This is a genomic window from Leptotrichia shahii (assembly GCF_008327825.1).
Taxonomy (GTDB): domain Bacteria; phylum Fusobacteriota; class Fusobacteriia; order Fusobacteriales; family Leptotrichiaceae; genus Leptotrichia; species Leptotrichia shahii.
The window spans coordinates 92186-111778 of sequence record NZ_AP019827.1; the positions used below are offsets into that span (position 1 = coordinate 92186).

At 39.2% G+C, this 19593-nt stretch carries 9 protein-coding genes, 2 tRNA genes and 6 rRNA genes; 11 read left to right on the forward strand and 6 right to left on the reverse strand.

Annotated features, from left to right (window positions below; translation table 11 throughout):
* The first annotated feature begins 314 nt into the window (after positions 1-314).
* The 4 genes from F1564_RS00445 to F1564_RS00460 all read left to right on the forward strand — a co-directional run bounded on the left by F1564_RS00445 (position 315) and on the right by F1564_RS00460 (position 5093).
* Positions 315-1824 (forward strand): 16S ribosomal RNA (locus F1564_RS00445).
* Between the two features lie 110 nt (positions 1825-1934).
* A 23S ribosomal RNA gene (locus F1564_RS00450) occupies positions 1935-4832 on the forward strand.
* 58 nt (positions 4833-4890) lie between these two features.
* A 5S ribosomal RNA gene (rrf, locus tag F1564_RS00455) occupies positions 4891-5001 on the forward strand.
* The 16S, 23S and 5S rRNA genes sit together here with 1 tRNA gene alongside, the layout of an rRNA operon.
* 15 nt (positions 5002-5016) lie before the next feature.
* Positions 5017-5093: transfer RNA gene (locus F1564_RS00460), tRNA-Asn, on the forward strand.
* Positions 5094-5176: 83 nt separating this feature from the next.
* On the opposite strand, the gene F1564_RS00465 is transcribed toward F1564_RS00460, so the two are convergent.
* The 4 genes from F1564_RS00465 to F1564_RS00480 all read right to left on the reverse strand — a co-directional run bounded on the left by F1564_RS00465 (position 5177) and on the right by F1564_RS00480 (position 9648).
* Entirely contained in the window at positions 5177-6565 is a 1389-nt protein-coding gene (locus F1564_RS00465; protein ID WP_018450755.1) for a glycogen synthase, read from the reverse strand.
* Between the two features lie 301 nt (positions 6566-6866).
* Positions 6867-8120, reverse strand: a complete 1254-nt coding sequence (locus F1564_RS00470) for a glucose-1-phosphate adenylyltransferase (protein ID WP_018450756.1) — start codon at positions 8118-8120, stop codon at positions 6867-6869.
* A 151-nt stretch (positions 8121-8271) separates the two neighbouring features.
* Complete coding sequence (locus F1564_RS00475) at positions 8272-8649, reverse strand: hypothetical protein (RefSeq protein ID WP_018450757.1); 378 nt, start codon at positions 8647-8649, stop codon at positions 8272-8274.
* Between the two features lie 801 nt (positions 8650-9450).
* On the reverse strand, positions 9451-9648 hold the full coding sequence (locus F1564_RS00480; protein WP_018450758.1) for a helix-turn-helix domain-containing protein: 198 nt from the start codon (positions 9646-9648) through the stop codon (positions 9451-9453).
* A 438-nt stretch (positions 9649-10086) separates the two neighbouring features.
* Here F1564_RS00480 and F1564_RS00485 point away from each other — a divergent pair.
* From F1564_RS00485 to F1564_RS10065, 7 genes are all read left to right on the forward strand, one after another.
* Positions 10087-11598, forward strand: a 16S ribosomal RNA gene (locus F1564_RS00485).
* Between the two features lie 110 nt (positions 11599-11708).
* A 23S ribosomal RNA gene (locus F1564_RS00490) occupies positions 11709-14605 on the forward strand.
* A gap of 58 nt (positions 14606-14663) precedes the next feature.
* Positions 14664-14776, forward strand: a 5S ribosomal RNA gene (gene rrf / locus F1564_RS00495).
* A gap of 16 nt (positions 14777-14792) precedes the next feature.
* Positions 14793-14869: transfer RNA gene (locus tag F1564_RS00500), tRNA-Asn, on the forward strand.
* Between the two features lie 79 nt (positions 14870-14948).
* Positions 14949-15782, forward strand: a complete 834-nt coding sequence (locus F1564_RS00505) for a glycosyltransferase family 2 protein (RefSeq protein ID WP_018451607.1) — start codon at positions 14949-14951, stop codon at positions 15780-15782.
* Between the two features lie 272 nt (positions 15783-16054).
* Entirely contained in the window at positions 16055-17074 is a 1020-nt protein-coding gene (locus F1564_RS00510) for a glycoside hydrolase family 16 protein (RefSeq protein WP_018451606.1), read from the forward strand.
* 123 nt (positions 17075-17197) lie between these two features.
* On the forward strand, positions 17198-17338 hold the full coding sequence (locus tag F1564_RS10065; protein ID WP_154669378.1) for a hypothetical protein: 141 nt from the start codon (positions 17198-17200) through the stop codon (positions 17336-17338).
* A 256-nt stretch (positions 17339-17594) separates the two neighbouring features.
* Here the strand turns inward: F1564_RS10065 and rfbC are convergent, their stop codons facing one another.
* Together rfbC and F1564_RS00520 are read right to left on the reverse strand one after the other, a co-directional pair.
* Entirely contained in the window at positions 17595-18164 is a 570-nt protein-coding gene (gene rfbC / locus F1564_RS00515) for a dTDP-4-dehydrorhamnose 3,5-epimerase (protein ID WP_018451605.1), read from the reverse strand.
* Positions 18165-18194: 30 nt separating this feature from the next.
* Positions 18195-19400 (reverse strand): dTDP-glucose 4,6-dehydratase, encoded by a 1206-nt coding sequence (locus F1564_RS00520; protein WP_018451604.1) that lies wholly within the window; start codon positions 19398-19400, stop codon positions 18195-18197.
* Positions 19401-19593 lie beyond the last annotated feature (193 nt).

Here is a 19593-nt window from a genome sequence, read left to right on the forward strand (position 1 = left end):
GACTTTAAATTTATAATACTATTCATATAGCCGAGAATAATTTCTCCTAATTTGGAGACGTATACCAGCATACAATTTTTATTATGCACTAGGCATTGCACTTGACAGTACACCTGTAAAAAAAATTGAAAAAAGTAGTTGACAAAGAATTACTTTTATGATAAGATATATCCTGTCGATACGAAAATGTATCATGGACAATAGAGATATAAATAGTATGAAGAAGCAATAAAGTGTAAGAAAAACAAGTCAAGAATCTTGAAAGAGATCACGTCAAGACTAAAAGGTGAAAATTAAGATATATGAAGATATATTGAATGAAGAGTTTGATCCTGGCTCAGGATGAACGCTGACAGAATCTTAACACATGCAAGTCTTTGGCGAAGCTGCGCTTGCGCAGACAAGCCAAGGCGGACGGGTGAGTAACGCGTAAGGAACTTGCCCTGCAGACAGGGATAACAGACGGAAACGACTGACAAGACCTGATACAGTTGCCGGCACGCATGTGCCTGGCGATGAAAGGAGACGCTGCAGGAGAGCCTTGCGTCCTATTAGCTTGTTGGCGGGGTAATGGCCCACCAAGGCGATGATAGGTAGCCGGCCTGAGAGGGTGGACGGCCACAAGGGGACTGAGATACGGCCCTTACTCCTACGGGAGGCAGCAGTGGGGAATATTGGACAATGGGGCAACCCTGATCCAGCAATTCTGTGTGCACGAAGAAGGTTTTCGGATTGTAAAGTGCTTTCAGCAGGGAAGAAGAAAGTGACGGTACCTGCAGAAGAAGCGACGGCTAAATACGTGCCAGCAGCCGCGGTAATACGTATGTCGCGAGCGTTATCCGGAATTATTGGGCATAAAGGGCATCTAGGCGGCCCTGTAAGTCTAGGGTGAAAACCTGCGGCTCAACCGCAGGCCTGCCCCGGAAACTACAGGGCTAGAGTGCTGGAGAGGTGGACGGAACTGCACGAGTAGAGGTGAAATTCGTAGATATGTGCAGGAATGCCGATGATGAAGATAGTTCACTGGACGGCAACTGACGCTGAAGTGCGAAAGCTAGGGGAGCAAACAGGATTAGATACCCTGGTAGTCCTAGCTGTAAACGATGATTACTGGGTGTGGGCATGAAGAGTGTCCGTGCCGAAGCTAATGCGATAAGTAATCCGCCTGGGGAGTACGGCCGCAAGGCTGAAACTCAAAGGAATTGACGGGGACCCGCACAAGCGGTGGAGCATGTGGTTTAATTCGACGCAACGCGAGGAACCTTACCAGATCTTGACATCCTGCGAAGGCCTGCGAGAGCAGGCCGTGCCTTCGGGAACGCAGAGACAGGTGGTGCATGGCTGTCGACAGCTCGTGTCGTGAGATGTTGGGTTAAGTCCCGCAACGAGCGCAACCCCTATCGCTAGTTGCCATCATTAGGTTGGGGACTCTAGCGAGACTGCCTGCGAAGAGCAGGAGGAAGGCGGGGATGACGTCAAGTCATCATGCCCCTTATGATCTGGGCTACACACGTGCTACAATGGCCGGTACAAAGAGCTGCCAGGCGGCAACGCCAAGCGAATCTTTAAAGCCGGTCCAAGTTCGGATTGAAGCCTGCAACTCGGCTTCATGAAGCTGGAATCGCTAGTAATCGCAGATCAGCAATGCTGCGGTGAATACGTTCTCGGGTCTTGTACACACCGCCCGTCACACCACGAGAGTTGTCTGCACCTGAAGCCGCCGGTCCAACCGAAAGGAGGAAGGCGTCTAAGGTGTGGACAGTGATTGGGGTGAAGTCGTAACAAGGTATCCGTACCGGAAGGTGCGGATGGATCACCTCCTTTCTAAGGAGCATCACGCACTGCTTCTTCACATATCTTTATAATCTTAGGACAATGGGAAATGAATAGTAGGTAAAAGATTACAATAAACTGGAGTAAAAGTTATTCTGGATAAAAAAGCTAAAAAGGGCACACGGAGGATGCCTAGGCAGCAACAGCCGATGAAGGACGTGATAAGCTGCGATAAGCCGGGAGCAGATGCACATAATCTCTAATCCCCGGATTTCCGAATGGGTAAACCTGCATGCCTGGAGGGCATGCGTGAAGACGGTAAGCCTGCGAACTGAAACATCTAAGTAGCAGGAGGAAAAGAAAGTAAAAACGATTCCCTGAGTAGCGGCGAGCGAACGGGGAGAAGCCTAAACCGTGCCAGTGCCAAGCGGACAGCCTTGCTGGCACGGGGTTGTGGGACTTCCTTTAACGGATTGTCATAATGTTTAAGCTGTATGCATGTAAGTGGAACCAGATGGGAAGCTGGACCAAAGAAGGTGATAGTCCTGTAGAACATAAAGTGCATATTGCGACTGGAAGCACCCGAGTAGCGTCAGGCACGAGGAATCTGGCGTGAATCAGCGTGGACCAAATCACGCAAGGCTAAATACTGTTGCTGACCGATAGTGAAGAGTACCGTGAGGGAAAGGTGAAAAGAACCCTGAGCAAGGGAGTGAAAAAGAATTTGAAACCGTGTGCTTACAAACGGTAGGAGCCCGTTAAGGGTGACTGCGTGGATTTTGGTTAATCATCCTGCGAGTTATGGCTGGTGGCAAGGTTAATAAACGGAGCCGAAGGGAAACCAAGTCTTAACAGGGCGACAAGTCGTTAGCCATAGACGCGAAACCTAGTGATCTAGGCCTGTCCAGGCTGAAGCTGAGGTAAGACTCAGTGGAGGGCCGAACTCACCGCCGTTGAAAAGTTGGGAGATGAGGCAGGTCTAGGGGTGAAAAGCCAATCGAACTAGGAGATAGCTCGTTCTCTCCGAAATGCATTTAGGTGCAGCCTTGGCATTGAGATATGTGGGGGTAGAGCTCTGTATGATCTAGGGGGCGTACTGCTTACCGAAATCAAGCAAACTGCGAATACCATATATTATTGCCAGGAGTGAGTCCGTGGATGACAAGGTCCTCGGACGAGAGGGGAACAGCCCAGACCACCAGCTAAGGTCCCTAATTATGTCTAAGTGGGAAAGGAGGTGGACATTCACAGACAACCAGGAGGTTGGCTTAGAAGCAGCCATGCCTTGAAAGAGTGCGTAACAGCTCACTGGTCGAGAGTGCCCGCGCCGAAGATGTAACGGGGCTAAGACATAAACCGAAGCTGTGGAAGATACATCAGTATCTTGGTAGGAGAGCGTTCTGTAGGTCTATGAAGGCATGCCGCAAGGCTTGCTGGAGATATCAGAAGCGAGAATGCAGGAATGAGTAGCGAGAAGACGGGTGAGAATCCCGCCCACCGAAAGTCCAAGGTTTCAGGGAAGGCTTGTCCGCCCTGGAAGTCGGGACCTAAGCATAAGCAAAATTGTGACGGCGAATGGAAAACAGGTTAATATTCCTGTACCACTATTATCGCTTGAGAGACGGAGTGACGCAGGAAGGTATGTGAGAAGGCTGACGGTTTAGCCTTCTAAGGGCCCAGCGTGGGCGCGCAGGAAAATCCGCGCGCCTAAACGTGAGACCTGACGGGGAAGTGCATATGCATAAGTCACAGATCCTACACTGCCTAGAAAAACTTCTATCGATGAGAAGTAGTGCCCGTACTGTAAACCGACACAGGTGGACAGAGTGAGAAACTTAAGGCCGACAGGATAACTCTAGCTAAGGAACTCTGCAAAATAGCCCCGTAACTTCGGGAGAAGGGGTGCCTGACATACCTGAAAGGAGAAACACCTCCAGGGGAAACAGGCCGCAGTGAAGAGTCCCAAGCAACTGTTTACCAAAAACACAGGTCTATGCTAAGCTGAAAGGCGACGTATATGGGCTGACACCTGCCCAGTGCCGGAAGGTTAAGAGGAGGAGTGAGAGCTCCGATTTGAAGCCCCGGTGAACGGCGGCCGTAACTATAACGGTCCTAAGGTAGCGAAATTCCTTGTCGGGTAAGTTCCGACCTGCACGAATGGTGAAATGATTTGGGAGCTGTCTTGGCTGGAGACCTGGTGAAGTTGTAATGCCGGTGAAGATACCGGCTACCTGCAGTAGGACGGAAAGACCCCGTGGAGCTTTACTGCAGCTTGGCATTGGGTTTTGGCAATGTGTGTATAGGATAGTTGGGAGACTGTGAAGCAACGGCGTCAGCTGTTGCCGAGTCGCTGTTGGAATACCAACCATATGCTGCTGAAATTCTAATCTGGTAACGGAGACAGTGCTAGGTGGGCAGTTTGACTGGGGCGGTCGCCTCCAAAAGAGTAACGGAGGCGTTCAAAGGTTCCCTCAGGCTGGATGGAAATCAGCCTAGGAGTGCAAACGCATAAGGGAGCTTGACTGCAAGACTGACGGGTCGAGCAGGTACGAAAGTAGGAGTTAGTGATCCGGCGGTTCCGCATGGAAGGACCGTCGCTCAACGGATAAAAGCTACCCCGGGGATAACAGGCTGATACTTCCCAAGAGTCCATATCGACGGAAGTGTTTGGCACCTCGATGTCGGCTCGTCTCATCCTGGGGCTGGAGAAGGTCCCAAGGGTTGGGCTGTTCGCCCATTAAAGAGGCACGCGAGCTGGGTTCAGAACGTCGTGAGACAGTTCGGTCCCTATCCACTGCAGGCGCTTGAATACTGAAAAGATCTGACCTTAGTACGAGAGGACCGGGTTGGACAGACCTCTGATGTATCAGTTGTCACGCCAGTGGCACGGCTGAGTAGTCACGTCTGGTACGGATAACCGCTGAAAGCATCTAAGCGGGAAGCCAACTTTGAGATGAGTATTCGCAGTATCCATGGAGAACACATGGTCGATAGGCCAGGGGTGCAAGCGCAGCAATGCGCTCAGCTGACTGGTACTAATATTACATACGCTTTTTTAACTGTCTTTTGCCTTTACTATTTATTTCTCATTGTCTTAATCGGCAGTACTTTTGTTAGTTTGGTGATCATAGCGACAGGGATACACCCGGTTACATTCCGAACCCGGCAGTTAAGCCTGTCTTCGCCTAAAATACTTGGATTCGTCCTGAAGATAGGCAGTCGCCAAACTTTTTCAATATGTGTGTCTCCGTAGCTCAGCTGGTTAGAGCATCTGACTGTTAATCAGAGGGCCGCTGGTTCGAGTCCAGCCGGGGACGCCATTTTTTTTGTCTGTGAAAAAATAAAGGGTTAATAATAAAAATGGAGTTTAACAGTATTGTTTTACTCCATTTTTATTTTATGATTAATAAGATTTAGCTAATTCATAAAGTTTTTCATATTCCTTTGCTGATCTATCCCAAGAAAAGTCTAAATCCATATTTCTTTTAATTAATTTTTCCCATATATCAGGTTTGTCATAATAGATTCCTTCTGCAACTTTTATTGTAAATAACATATCATCTGCATTAAAATTTGTAAATGAGAAGCCATTCCCTTCATCCGTAAAGATGTTATAAGGTTTTACTGAGTCTTTTAATCCACCAGTTTCTCTTACAATTGGGATAGTTCCAAATCTCATTGCAATCATTTGACTAAGTCCGCAAGGTTCATATCTTGAAGGCATTAAAAACATGTCACTTCCTGCATAAATTTCATTCGCAAGTTGTCCGTTGTATCCAAGATAAACCTTAAATTTATCAGGGTATTTCCAAGCTAGATGATTGTAGTAGTCTTCATAGAACCTATCTCCGCTTCCTAAAATTACAATTTGGACTGCATCATATTGCAGCAAATTTTCAAGAGCTGCAGATACTAGATCCAATCCTTTTCCTTCAACAAGTCTTGAAATTATTGAAATCAAGGCAACATCTGACTTTGGAAGTCCTAATTTTTCTTGTAATAAATATTTATTTTCTTGTTTTTTATCTAAAGAATCTTTATTAAAATGAACTATTCCTTTGGTTGTCTCAGGATTAAACACGTCTGTATCTATTCCATTTAGAATACCGTGAATATATTTTCTATTTGTGATCCATTCAAGCCCTTCACCAAAATATGCATACTTTATTTCTTCAGCATAAGTTGGACTTACTGTATTTACAACATCACCATATCCTATTCCAATTTCCATAAAGTTTAGATCATGTCTATCATTCATATAATATCCCATTCTTTCGAATGAATATTTAGAAAACTTACCTTGATACATTAGGTTATGGATTGAATAAACAGTTCTCATATCCCAGTAAAATGGATCATAGTTATATCTAACATTTAAAAAATATGGAACTGGACCAGTTTGCCAGTCATTACAATGTAAGATATCCGCCTGCAGATTAATTTCCTTCAAAAATCTAAGTGCCAATTCTGAAAACATCGCATATTGAACATCTTGATCAAAATCTCCGTAAACATGTCCTCTTTCATATAATGCTTTATTTTCAATAAAGTAATAATTTATCTTATCATCTGGGTATTTTACCAAATTAAACACATCTCCGTGACTTTCAAGCCTTGCCACCCATTCCAGCTTTTCAAGATATTTTAGCGGTATTACATCGTATTTAGGCATTATTATAGAAACTTCGTGTCCAAGCTCCTGCATTTTTTTTGGCAATGCTCCCAATACATCAGCCAGTCCACCAGATTTATAAAACGGAGCCACTTCAGATGCCAAATATACTATTTTCAAATTAATCACTCCTATTCTTAAAAATTTTATAAAAATTATTTTAAAATCAAACTCAAAAATTATAATTTTCCTATTATTTTTATTTATGCAAGACTTTATTTCCTAAAGTTTGTAAGTTAGATTTTATAAAGATTTAAATATATTCTAAAATATTCAAGTTACTAAGACATACACTATCTAGAATTATGTAAAAATCTCAATAACCTGAATTTTTTTAAATTTCAAACAATTCTAAAAATTATTAAATAATAAGCAAAATTGTCTAAAAAATATGATTTTTAACTAATTTCAGCAGTTCAAACTACCATTTTACAGTTTCCCCAGTTTCAACTATTCTGTTACTTTCACTAATTTTCACTCCCGCAAAAATTCTTACATTTTTACCAACAATTGACCCATCAGGTATAACTACACCTTTTCCAATAACAGTAATTCCTGAAGATAATAAATCAGGACGTTCTTTATTTGGAACATTTGCATTTCCATTTCCTATAAATGAGTTTTTACCAATATATGTTTTTTTATCAGCAATAACTGTGTCTAAGTGAGAATTTTCATCTACATATGTTCCAGAGAAAATAATACAATTTCTGACAGTTGCCCCTCTTCTAACTGTAACTCCTGGTCCTAAAACTGAATTTTCTACACTTCCTTCAATTTTACATCCATTACAGATTAATGAATTTTGAACACTTCCTGTAACTCCGATTCTAACTGGTGCCAAATCTTCACTTCTTGTATAAATTTTCCATCCTTGATCATACAAATTAATTCCAACTTCTTCAGATTTTTTGATTAAGTCTAAATTTGCTTCTAAGTATGAATCATAAGTTCCTACATCTTTCCAATAGCTATCATAAGTGTGAACATAAACTTTTCTATCTTCTTGAATCATTGAAGGAATAACATGTTTTCCAAAATCTAAATCGCTATTTTCTAATTTTTCAAGATATTCTAACAAAGAATCAGTATTAAAAATATAAATTCCCATTGAAGCTAAATTACTTTTTGGTTCCGCAGGCTTTTCTTCAAAATTTAATATTTTTTTATCTTTATCAACTTCAAAAATACCAAATCTGCTTGCTTCTTCAATAGGTACAGGTTGTACAGCAATTGTTAATTCAGCATCGTTTTCTTCATGTTCTTTCAACATCCATCTGTAATCCATTTTATAAATATGATCTCCAGATAAAATTAATACATATTTAGGATTTTTACTTTTAATAAAATCAATATTTTGTCTGATTGCATCGGCAGTTCCTTGATACCAAGAATTTCCACCAAGTTTTTCATGTGGTTGTAACATCGTAATACTAGAATCTCTTCTGTCAAAATCCCAAGGTTTTCCAGAACCAATATGTTCATTTAATGATAATGGCAAATATTGGGTAAGTAATGCAACATCGTAAATACCTGAATTTGAACAGTTACTAAGTGCAAAATCTATTATTCTAAATTTTCCAGCAAAAGGAACACTTGGTTTAACTCTTTTTTCTGATAGAATATCGAGCCTTGAACCTCTTCCACCAGCTAAAATCATAGCTAAAACTTTCATATAAATACCTCCATTTTTATTCTTTACAATTAAAGTATACCCCTATTTTTCAAAAAATCAAATTATTTTTAAAAAAAATATTTTATTTTAAGTTGAATTATCTAAGATTAAATAAGATTAGAATTATTCACTGTATTTCTAACTAAATTTTCTATAAATTTATTTCTTTTATTCTGATAATTCCTAAAATTTTTTCAATGAGTTCTTCAAAAATAATATTTTTATCTTTTTCTTTTTTGTGTAAAATTAAAAAATATAAATCTGTATAAAATTCCTTTTTTATTCCATTTATAGAAAAATATCCGCATTTTATTTTCTTTTTATTTTTCAAAACGAGTATTCTTTCCTTATTGTCATTGGCTTTAGAAAAATAAATCCCAAATGTCAAATTATCAAACTGAATTTTTTCGATATTTTTATCTTTGATCTCCTCCTTTCTTAAGTAAAAATTTTTACATATTTCATTACTTAACTTTTCAATATTTTCTTTATCCATAAAGTAAATAAAGTCTTTCAGCTCATCGTTCATAATTCATTTCCTCCATTTTTTTAACTATTTTCATTAATTTAAATATTTAATTTTTTTATTTTGAACTAGTATTTAATATTTATCGTATATTTTTTCAAAATACATAATAATAAAAATACTTTTTCTAATAATTTATTGAACAAATAAATTAATTTAAAATATTGTATCATAATTTATCTCAAATTATTAGAGTAGATTTTATTTTTTATTAAATGCATAATAAAGTACTTATAATAAAGAGATTATTTGTTTTTATAAATATTAAAATAAAATTAAATAAATATATAAAAAATAGAATAAGCCCTCTAAAAATCAAAATTATTAGATTTTTAATTGTTAAAAAATATAAAATTAAATTTTAATTAATTTTTAAAGAATAAAAACAAAATGGTGTTAATATTGCTGCATCAATTGAAAATAATAAATTAGGATAATTTTTTAAAAGAAATATTTTTAAATAATACATAAATTGGAATATTAATTGTGACATTTTACCCAATTTTTTTAAAAACTAATTTCATGTAAAAATTTTTCAAATGGCGTTGCATAGTTTAAACATTTTCTTGTTCTTGAATTTATTAGTATTAAGGTTCTTATCAAGGCTTCTTATCTCCTTAGTTTCTGCTTTTATTCCCTTTCTTCTTAAGACATTCAGGGAAACTTTCAGAAAATTACTGGATAGCCAGTTATAAATAGTTTTAAAGGATAATTTTTCCTTTAATTCCCTGCCAACAATTTGTTCAGAAGGCCATGTTTTCCAGAGCCTGTCTTCTATCAGATTTTTCAATTTGGGAGTAATTTTTAATTTTTTCTTTTATTAGCAGCTTTTGTATTGGCATCTGACTGAACATTTTCAGAAGAGTATTCACCATTAATTCTTTTTATTTCACGGTAAATGATAGCCCTGTGACTGTTAAGGATTTTAGAAATTTTGTAATTTTCTTTTAGCAGAATCTCTAGTTTATTTCTTTCATTTATAGTAAAATATTTATGGCTCATGATATATTTCCTTTCATTAATGTTTTTGTGGTTACTAACATTTTAACACGAAATTATCATGAGTTTTTATATTTTTTTAATTTGTCGAAAATCTATGAAATAATAAAATAAAAATCGGAAATAAAAAAATGTATTATATTTTAAGTATGTAAACGCTACAGAAAGTCTCAATACTAAATTTATGCATATTAGCATACAATTTTTATTATGCACTAGGCATTGCACTTGACAGTACACCTGTAAAAAAAATTGAAAAAAGTAGTTGACAAAGAATTACTTTTATGATAAGATATATCCTGTCGATACGAAAATGTATCATGGACAATAGAGATATAAATAGTATGAAGAAGCAATAAAGTGTAAGAAAAACAAGTCAAGAATCTTGAAAGAGATCACGTCAAGACTAAAAGGTGAAAATTAAGATATATGAAGATATATTGAATGAAGAGTTTGATCCTGGCTCAGGATGAACGCTGACAGAATGCTTAACACATGCAAGTCTTTGGCGAAGCTGCGCTTGCGCAGACGAGCCAAGGCGGACGGGTGAGTAACGCGTAAGGAACTTGCCCTGCAGACAGGGATAACAGACGGAAACGACTGACAAGACCTGATACAGTTGCCGGCACGCATGTGCCTGGCGATGAAAGGAGACGCTGCAGGAGAGCCTTGCGTCCTATTAGCTTGTTGGCGGGGTAATGGCCCACCAAGGCGATGATAGGTAGCCGGCCTGAGAGGGTGGACGGCCACAAGGGGACTGAGATACGGCCCTTACTCCTACGGGAGGCAGCAGTGGGGAATATTGGACAATGGGGGCAACCCTGATCCAGCAATTCTGTGTGCACGAAGAAGGTTTTCGGATTGTAAAGTGCTTTCAGCAGGGAAGAAGAAAGTGACGGTACCTGCAGAAGAAGCGACGGCTAAATACGTGCCAGCAGCCGCGGTAATACGTATGTCGCGAGCGTTATCCGGAATTATTGGGCATAAAGGGCATCTAGGCGGCCCTGTAAGTCTAGGGTGAAAACCTGCGGCTCAACCGCAGGCCTGCCCCGGAAACTACAGGGCTAGAGTGCTGGAGAGGTGGACGGAACTGCACGAGTAGAGGTGAAATTCGTAGATATGTGCAGGAATGCCGATGATGAAGATAGTTCACTGGACGGCAACTGACGCTGAAGTGCGAAAGCTAGGGGAGCAAACAGGATTAGATACCCTGGTAGTCCTAGCTGTAAACGATGATTACTGGGTGTGGGCATGAAGAGTGTCCGTGCCGAAGCTAATGCGATAAGTAATCCGCCTGGGGAGTACGGCCGCAAGGCTGAAACTCAAAGGAATTGACGGGGACCCGCACAAGCGGTGGAGCATGTGGTTTAATTCGACGCAACGCGAGGAACCTTACCAGATCTTGACATCCTGCGAAGGCCTGCGAGAGCAGGCCGTGCCTTCGGGAACGCAGAGACAGGTGGTGCATGGCTGTCGACAGCTCGTGTCGTGAGATGTTGGGTTAAGTCCCGCAACGAGCGCAACCCCTATCGCTAGTTGCCATCATTAGGTTGGGGACTCTAGCGAGACTGCCTGCGAAGAGCAGGAGGAAGGCGGGGATGACGTCAAGTCATCATGCCCCTTATGATCTGGGCTACACACGTGCTACAATGGCCGGTACAAAGAGCTGCCAGGCGGCAACGCCAAGCGAATCTTTAAAGCCGGTCCAAGTTCGGATTGAAGCCTGCAACTCGGCTTCATGAAGCTGGAATCGCTAGTAATCGCAGATCAGCAATGCTGCGGTGAATACGTTCTCGGGTCTTGTACACACCGCCCGTCACACCACGAGAGTTGTCTGCACCTGAAGCCGCCGGTCCAACCGAAAGGAGGAAGGCGTCTAAGGTGTGGACAGTGATTGGGGTGAAGTCGTAACAAGGTATCCGTACCGGAAGGTGCGGATGGATCACCTCCTTTCTAAGGAGCATCACGCACTGCTTCTTCACATATCTTTATAATCTTAGGACAATGGGAAATGAATAGTAGGTAAAAGATTACAATAAACTGGAGTAAAAGTTATTCTGGATAAAAAAGCTAAAAAGGGCACACGGAGGATGCCTAGGCAGCAACAGCCGATGAAGGACGTGATAAGCTGCGATAAGCCGGGAGCAGATGCACATAATCTCTAATCCCCGGATTTCCGAATGGGTAAACCTGCATGCCTGGAGGGCATGCGTGAAGACGGTAAGCCTGCGAACTGAAACATCTAAGTAGCAGGAGGAAAAGAAAGTAAAAACGATTCCCTGAGTAGCGGCGAGCGAACGGGGAGAAGCCTAAACCGTGCCAGTGCCAAGCGGACAGCCTTGCTGGCACGGGGTTGTGGGACTTCCTTTAACGGATTGTCATAATGTTTAAGCTGTATGCATGTAAGTGGAACCAGATGGGAAGCTGGACCAAAGAAGGTGATAGTCCTGTAGAACATAAAGTGCATATTGCGACTGGAAGCACCCGAGTAGCGTCAGGCACGAGGAATCTGGCGTGAATCAGCGTGGACCAAATCACGCAAGGCTAAATACTGTTGCTGACCGATAGTGAAGAGTACCGTGAGGGAAAGGTGAAAAGAACCCTGAGCAAGGGAGTGAAAAAGAATTTGAAACCGTGTGCTTACAAACGGTAGGAGCCCGTTAAGGGTGACTGCGTGGATTTTGGTTAATCATCCTGCGAGTTATGGCTGGTGGCAAGGTTAATAAACGGAGCCGAAGGGAAACCAAGTCTTAACAGGGCGACAAGTCGTTAGCCATAGACGCGAAACCTAGTGATCTAGGCCTGTCCAGGCTGAAGCTGAGGTAAGACTCAGTGGAGGGCCGAACTCACCGCCGTTGAAAAGTTGGGAGATGAGGCAGGTCTAGGGGTGAAAAGCCAATCGAACTAGGAGATAGCTCGTTCTCTCCGAAATGCATTTAGGTGCAGCCTTGGCATTGAGATATGTGGGGTAGAGCTCTGTATGATCTAGGGGCGTACTGCTTACCGAAATCAAGCAAACTGCGAATACCATATATTATTGCCAGGAGTGAGTCCGTGGATGACAAGGTCCTCGGACGAGAGGGAACAGCCCAGACCACCAGCTAAGGTCCCTAATTATGTCTAAGTGGGAAAGGAGGTGGACATTCACAGACAAAGGAGGTTGGCTTAGAAGCAGCCATGCCTTGAAAGAGTGCGTAACAGCTCACTGGTCGAGAGTGCCCGCGCCGAAGATGTAACGGGGCTAAGACATAAACCGAAGCTGTGGAAGATACATCAGTATCTTGGTAGGAGAGCGTTCTGTAGGTCTATGAAGGCATGCCGCAAGGCTTGCTGGAGATATCAGAAGCGAGAATGCAGGAATGAGTAGCGAGAAGGCGGGTGAGAATCCCGCCGGCCGGAAGTCCAAGGTTTCCAGGGGAAGGCTTGTCCGCCCTGGGGAAGTCGGGACCTAAGCATAAGCAAAATTGTGACGGCGAATGGAAAACAGGTTAATATTCCTGTACCACTATTATCGCTTGAGAGACGGAGTGACGCAGGAAGGTATGTGAGAAGGCTGACGGTTTAGCCTTTCTAAGGGCCCAGCGTGGGCGCGCAGGAAAATCCGCGCGCCTAAACGTGAGACCTGACGGGGAAGTGCATATGCATAAGTCACAGATCCTACACTGCCTAGAAAAACTTCTATCGATGAGAAGTAGTGCCCGTACTGTAAACCGACACAGGTGGACAGAGTGAGAAACTTAAGGCCGACAGGATAACTCTAGCTAAGGAACTCTGCAAAATAGCCCCGTAACTTCGGGAGAAGGGGTGCCTGACATACCTGAAAGGAGAAACACCTCCAGGGGAAACAGGCCGCAGTGAAGAGTCCCAAGCAACTGTTTACCAAAAACACAGGTCTATGCTAAGCTGAAAGGCGACGTATATGGGCTGACACCTGCCCAGTGCCGGAAGGTTAAGAGGAGGAGTGAGAGCTCCGATTTGAAGCCCCGGTGAACGGCGGCCGTAACTATAACGGTCCTAAGGTAGCGAAATTCCTTGTCGGGTAAGTTCCGACCTGCACGAATGGTGAAATGATTTGGGAGCTGTCTTGGCTGGAGACCTGGTGAAGTTGTAATGCCGGTGAAGATACCGGCTACCTGCAGTAGGACGGAAAGACCCCGTGGAGCTTTACTGCAGCTTGGCATTGGGTTTTGGCAATGTGTGTATAGGATAGTTGGGAGACTGTGAAGCAACGGCGTCAGCTGTTGCCGAGTCGCTGTTGGAATACCAACCATATGCTGCTGAAATTCTAATCTGGTAACGGAGACAGTGCTAGGTGGGCAGTTTGACTGGGGCGGTCGCCTCCAAAAGAGTAACGGAGGCGTTCAAAGGTTCCCTCAGGCTGGATGGAAATCAGCCTAGGAGTGCAAACGCATAAGGGAGCTTGACTGCAAGACTGACGGGTCGAGCAGGTACGAAAGTAGGAGTTAGTGATCCGGCGGTTCCGCATGGAAGGACCGTCGCTCAACGGATAAAAGCTACCCCGGGGATAACAGGCTGATACTTCCCAAGAGTCCATATCGACGGAAGTGTTTGGCACCTCGATGTCGGCTCGTCTCATCCTGGGGCTGGAGAAGGTCCCAAGGGTTGGGCTGTTCGCCCATTAAAGAGGCACGCGAGCTGGGTTCAGAACGTCGTGAGACAGTTCGGTCCCTATCCACTGCAGGCGCTTGAATACTGAAAAGATCTGACCTTAGTACGAGAGGACCGGGTTGGACAGACCTCTGATGTATCAGTTGTCACGCCAGTGGCACGGCTGAGTAGTCACGTCTGGTACGGATAACCGCTGAAAGCATCTAAGCGGGAAGCCAACTTTGAGATGAGTATTCGCAGTATCCATGGAGAACACATGGTCGATAGGCCAGGGTGCAAGCGCAGCAATGCGCTCAGCTGACTGGTACTAATATTACATACGCTTTTTTAACTGTCTTTTGCCTTTACTATTTATTTCTCATTGTCTTAATCGGCAGTACTTTTGTTAGTTTGGTGATCATAGCGACAGGGATACACCCGGTTACATTCCGAACCCGGCAGTTAAGCCTGTCTTCGCCTAAAATACTTGGATTCGTCCCGGGAAGATAGGCAGTCGCCAAACTTTTTTCAATATGTGTGTCTCCGTAGCTCAGCTGGTTAGAGCATCTGACTGTTAATCAGAGGGCCGCTGGTTCGAGTCCAGCCGGGGACGCCATTTTTTTTATTTTCTCCTTATGGAGATTTTTTGTGTTATTTTTAAAAAGAATAGTATGATTATGAATAGAGGTTGTTTTATGTATGATTTTACGGCTTGTATTGTTACATATAATACTGAGCGAGATGAGTTGAAGAAAATTATAGAATGTTTTCAAAAAGTAGAGCTTAGATTTAAACTGTGGATTTCTGATAATTCTGAAAAAGATGATTTGAAAGAATTTATAGAAAAATTTTCAGATGATAGAATTGAGTATATTTTTAATAATTCAAATGATGGATTTGGAAGTGGGCATAATGTTGTTGTAAAAAAGCTATTAGAAGATGGTATAAAATCTGAATTTCATTTAATGGTAAATGCAGATGTAGTTTTTGAAAAAAATACAATTGAAAAAATTGTTAGCTATATGAGAAAGAATACAGATATTGGGCAGATTGGTCCTAAGATTTTAGAATATGATGGAAGGCTTAGTAGATCTTGCAGATTATTTCCAACACCTATAAATTTAATATTTAGAAGATTTTTACCTGTGAAATTGATTGTTGAAAAACTTGATTATAATTATGAGATGAAATGGTATGACTATGAGAAGGTAATTGATGTTCCAATTTTATCAGGGTGTTTTATTTTTGTACGAATGGATGTTCTGGAAGAAATTGGTGGTTTTGATGAGAGATATTTTATGTATATGGAAGACTATGATTTGTGTAGAAGAATTGGGAAAAAATGGAGAACTGTTTTTTATCCTGAAGCAGAAATAATTCATAAGCATGGAAAAGCTTCATATAGATCAAGAAAAATGATGATGTTACATATGAATTCAGCCATAAAATATTTTAATAAGTGGGGATGGTTTTTTGATAAAGAAAGAAAAATAAAAAATAAAGAATGTATGAGAAAATATAAAAAATAATTGTAGATAATGTGAGTTTATTTATAAATTTGATAAAGAGTTTTCAATTTTTCAAGTAAAAACGATTATAAAAAATTGCTTTATTGGACAAAGTTAATCAAAATATTGAAATTTTTTGTAAAATTAAAAAAAAAGTAGAAATTATTGCTACTAAAATGTTATAATAATATTATGATTACTTTGGCATTGTTTTTTTGGTAATACAGTACTATTTATAATAGTAAGTTAGAATTTTTAGATTTTTTTAAGATAATAAAAAGGAGAAAGAGAATATGAAAAAAAAGATTTTTTATAAAGTAGTTTTATTTATATTAATGGGAAATATAATGTTTGCCGCAGGTACGGAAACAAATCAAAATACAAGTCTTGAGCAAGTTAAATCTAGTATAACTAAGGCAAAGGAAAAGATTGAAGACAATATAGATAAAGCTGAAAATACTATAAAAGCTAAAAAAGGCAAGATAGATAAATTCATTTCTAAATTAAAAGGCAAGAGTTGGAAATTAGTTTGGGATGATGAATTTAATGGGGATAATTTAGACAGTACAAAATGGGCTTACTGGGAAAATGGAAATCCTTGGAATGCAGGAAATTATGTTGATGAAAATGGAAAATTGGTAAATCAGTACGGATTTGATGCAAAACATTATTATTTGAGAGACAATGTTAAAGTTGAAAATGGAAATATGGTTATAACATTAAAAAAGGAAAATGCTAAAAAAGTAAATGTTAATGGTACTGAAAGAAAAATTCTTTATAGTTCAGGAGCAATTCATACTAGAAATCTTTATAATGTGAAATATGGTAAAATCGAAATGAGAGCTGCTATGCCTAAGGGAATTGGTACTTGGCCTGCATTTTGGCTATGGCCTGAAGGGTATTCTCAATCAGATGGTAAACCTGCAATCGGTGAGATTGATATAGTAGAAACTGATGGCGGTGAGATGAATCGTGTTACAGGAACAGTTCATGTTCTAAGAAGTGATAATACTTATGAATCATTTGAAGGAAGTGACTATAAAATAAGTAAATGGTCTAAGGAAAAATTGACACACTTTAATACTTATGCAGTAGAATGGGATGATAAGGAAATAAAATGGCTATTTAACAATAAAGTATATAAAAGATTTACTTACAAGGAATTAGAAAAGAAAGGATTGGAAAATCCATTTAACCAACCATATTTTATAATGATAAATGTGGCTTTGAGCAAGAAAACTGGAGAAGATGGAGATGTAGATTTCCCAACAGAAATGAAAGTTGATTATGTAAGGGTGTATCAGAAAAAATAAATTAATTTTAATTTGATTAATGTAAATAAGGATAATTTAGGCAGAAAAATTTTTGTGAAATAAGTTTTTCTGTTTTTTTTTACAAAAGAAAAACATAAATTGTATAATATATGAATAATAAAGATGGAAGATAGAAGTAAAAATTCAATGTCGGAAGCAATAAAACAGCTGACAACCAATATTCCAAAAGAAGCATTTAAAACTTTTACATCAGATAGGGGAAAAATTTTTCATACTGGGAAGAAGTGGAGAAGACGGGAATAGATTTCTATTTTTCAGAACTATATTTCTCGTAGCAGAGAGGCTGTAAAACAGCAACGGCCTTCTGAGAGAATCTTACTCAAAGAAGACCGACATATCAAAGGTAGGAACAGAAGAATTGATAGGAATTTTAATGTTGATAAACTCAAGACCAAGAAAATGTTTAAACTATGCAACACCATTTGGAAAATTTTTACACGAAATTAGTTAAAAAAAAATTTGGTAAAATGTCACAATTAATATTGCAATTTATGGATTATTAAAAATAATTTTTATTTTTATCAAATTTTTGTTGAACTTTATCTTTTTCAGAAATTGTCAATTCATTGGGATTTATTCCAAATTCTTCAAATTTCCAGTCAATACCTATTATTTCATCACTCCATAAAATTCCGCTATCATACTCAGGAGAATATAAATCTGTGCATTTATAAGTGAACTCTGTTTCATCTTCTAGTGTTAAAAAACCATGTGCAAAGCCTTCGGGGATGTAAAATATCAGCTTATTTTTAGAAGATAATTTTACTGCGTACCATTTTCCAAAAGTTTCACTGCCCTTTCTTAAATCAACTGCTACATCGTAGACACTTCCCTTTATTACACGAACTAATTTTCCTTGAGTGTGCTTTGTCTGGAAGTGAAGTCCACGTAAAACGCCTTTTTTAGATTTTGAATGGTTGTCTTGGACGAAGTTCATTGTAAGTCCTAATTCTTCAAAGGATTTTTGATTATAAGTTTCTAAAAAAAATCCTCTTTCATCTCCAAAAACTTTTGGCTCGATTATTACCAAGTCTTTTATTGGGGTTTCCTTTATAGTAAAATTGTTCATTGATTTTCTCCTTTTTTTATATAAATTTAATTATTTATTTCCATACATTTCTTCATAATATTTTTGATAATCTCCTGAAACTACTTCATTTACCCAGTTTTGATGCTCCAAGTACCATTTTACAGTTTTTCTGATACCAGTTTCAAAGTCTGTTTCTGGATACCATCCTAGATCTCTTGCGATTTTTGAAGGGTCAATGGCATATCTCATATCGTGTCCAAGCCGATCTTGAACATAAGTAATCAAATCATAATTTATATTTTGCAAGTCAGTTTTTAGAACTTTTTTGTATTCGTCATTATTTTCAATTTCTTCTCTTAAAATATCAATAACTAATTTTACAATATTAATATTTTGCTCTTCGTTAAAGCCTCCAATATTGTAAATTTCATAAATATCAGCATTTCTTAAAACTAAGTCGATTCCTTTACAATGATCTTCCACATAAAGCCAATCCCTTACGTTGTCTCCTTTTCCGTAAACTGGCAACTTTTTACCTTCCAGAACGTTTTTTATCATAAGTGGAATTAATTTTTCTGGAAAGTGGTAAGGACCATAGTTATTTGAACATCTTGTGACATTTATTGGCATTTTGTAAGTTTCACCGTAGGCGATTACAATGTGATCTGCACTTGCTTTGGAAGCTGAATATGGGCTTCTTGGATCAAGGGAAGTTTTTTCTGTGAAGAATTTTTTACCATAAGTTTTTAAGTTTGTTCTATTTTTTACAACTTTTTTCACTTCTTCATCGTCAATTACTAGATCAATTGCTGTATCATAATCTTTTGATAAACTTCCATAAACTTCATCAGTTGAAACTTGCAGATATTTTACGCCATCTTTGTAAATTGGGTAGCCATTTTCATCTTTTGCAACAGTCCATGCTTTTTTAGCATTTTCCAAAAGATTTTGCGTACCAAGAATATTTGTTTCTAAAAAAATTTGTGGATTTTCGATAGAACGATCCACGTGGGATTCTGCTGCAAAATTTACAACAAAATCTACTTCGTTTTCAGAAAAAATTCTAGCAATTTCCTTTTGATCACGAATATCAACCTTTTCAAATTTTACTCTTTCATCTTTAATTTCCTTTGCAATTGTTCCTAAATTTCCTGCATAAGTAAGCACATCAACTACAATTACTTTAATATCATCATTTTTATGTTTATTTAAAATATACTTTAAATAATTAGAGCCAATAAAGCCAGCAGCACCTGTCACTAAATATGTTTTCACATTTTCCTCCTAATTAATTTTTTGAAAATTATAGTTTTTTATTTATTATCACTATACAAATTATATAATGTTTTTTTGATTTTTTCCAATAGAAATTGATAAGATTTTATTAAAAGGAAAAATATTCTTGACATAATCAAAAAAGGTTATATAATAGTAGTAAGAAGTATTTTAATGAAAATTTAAATTTTTC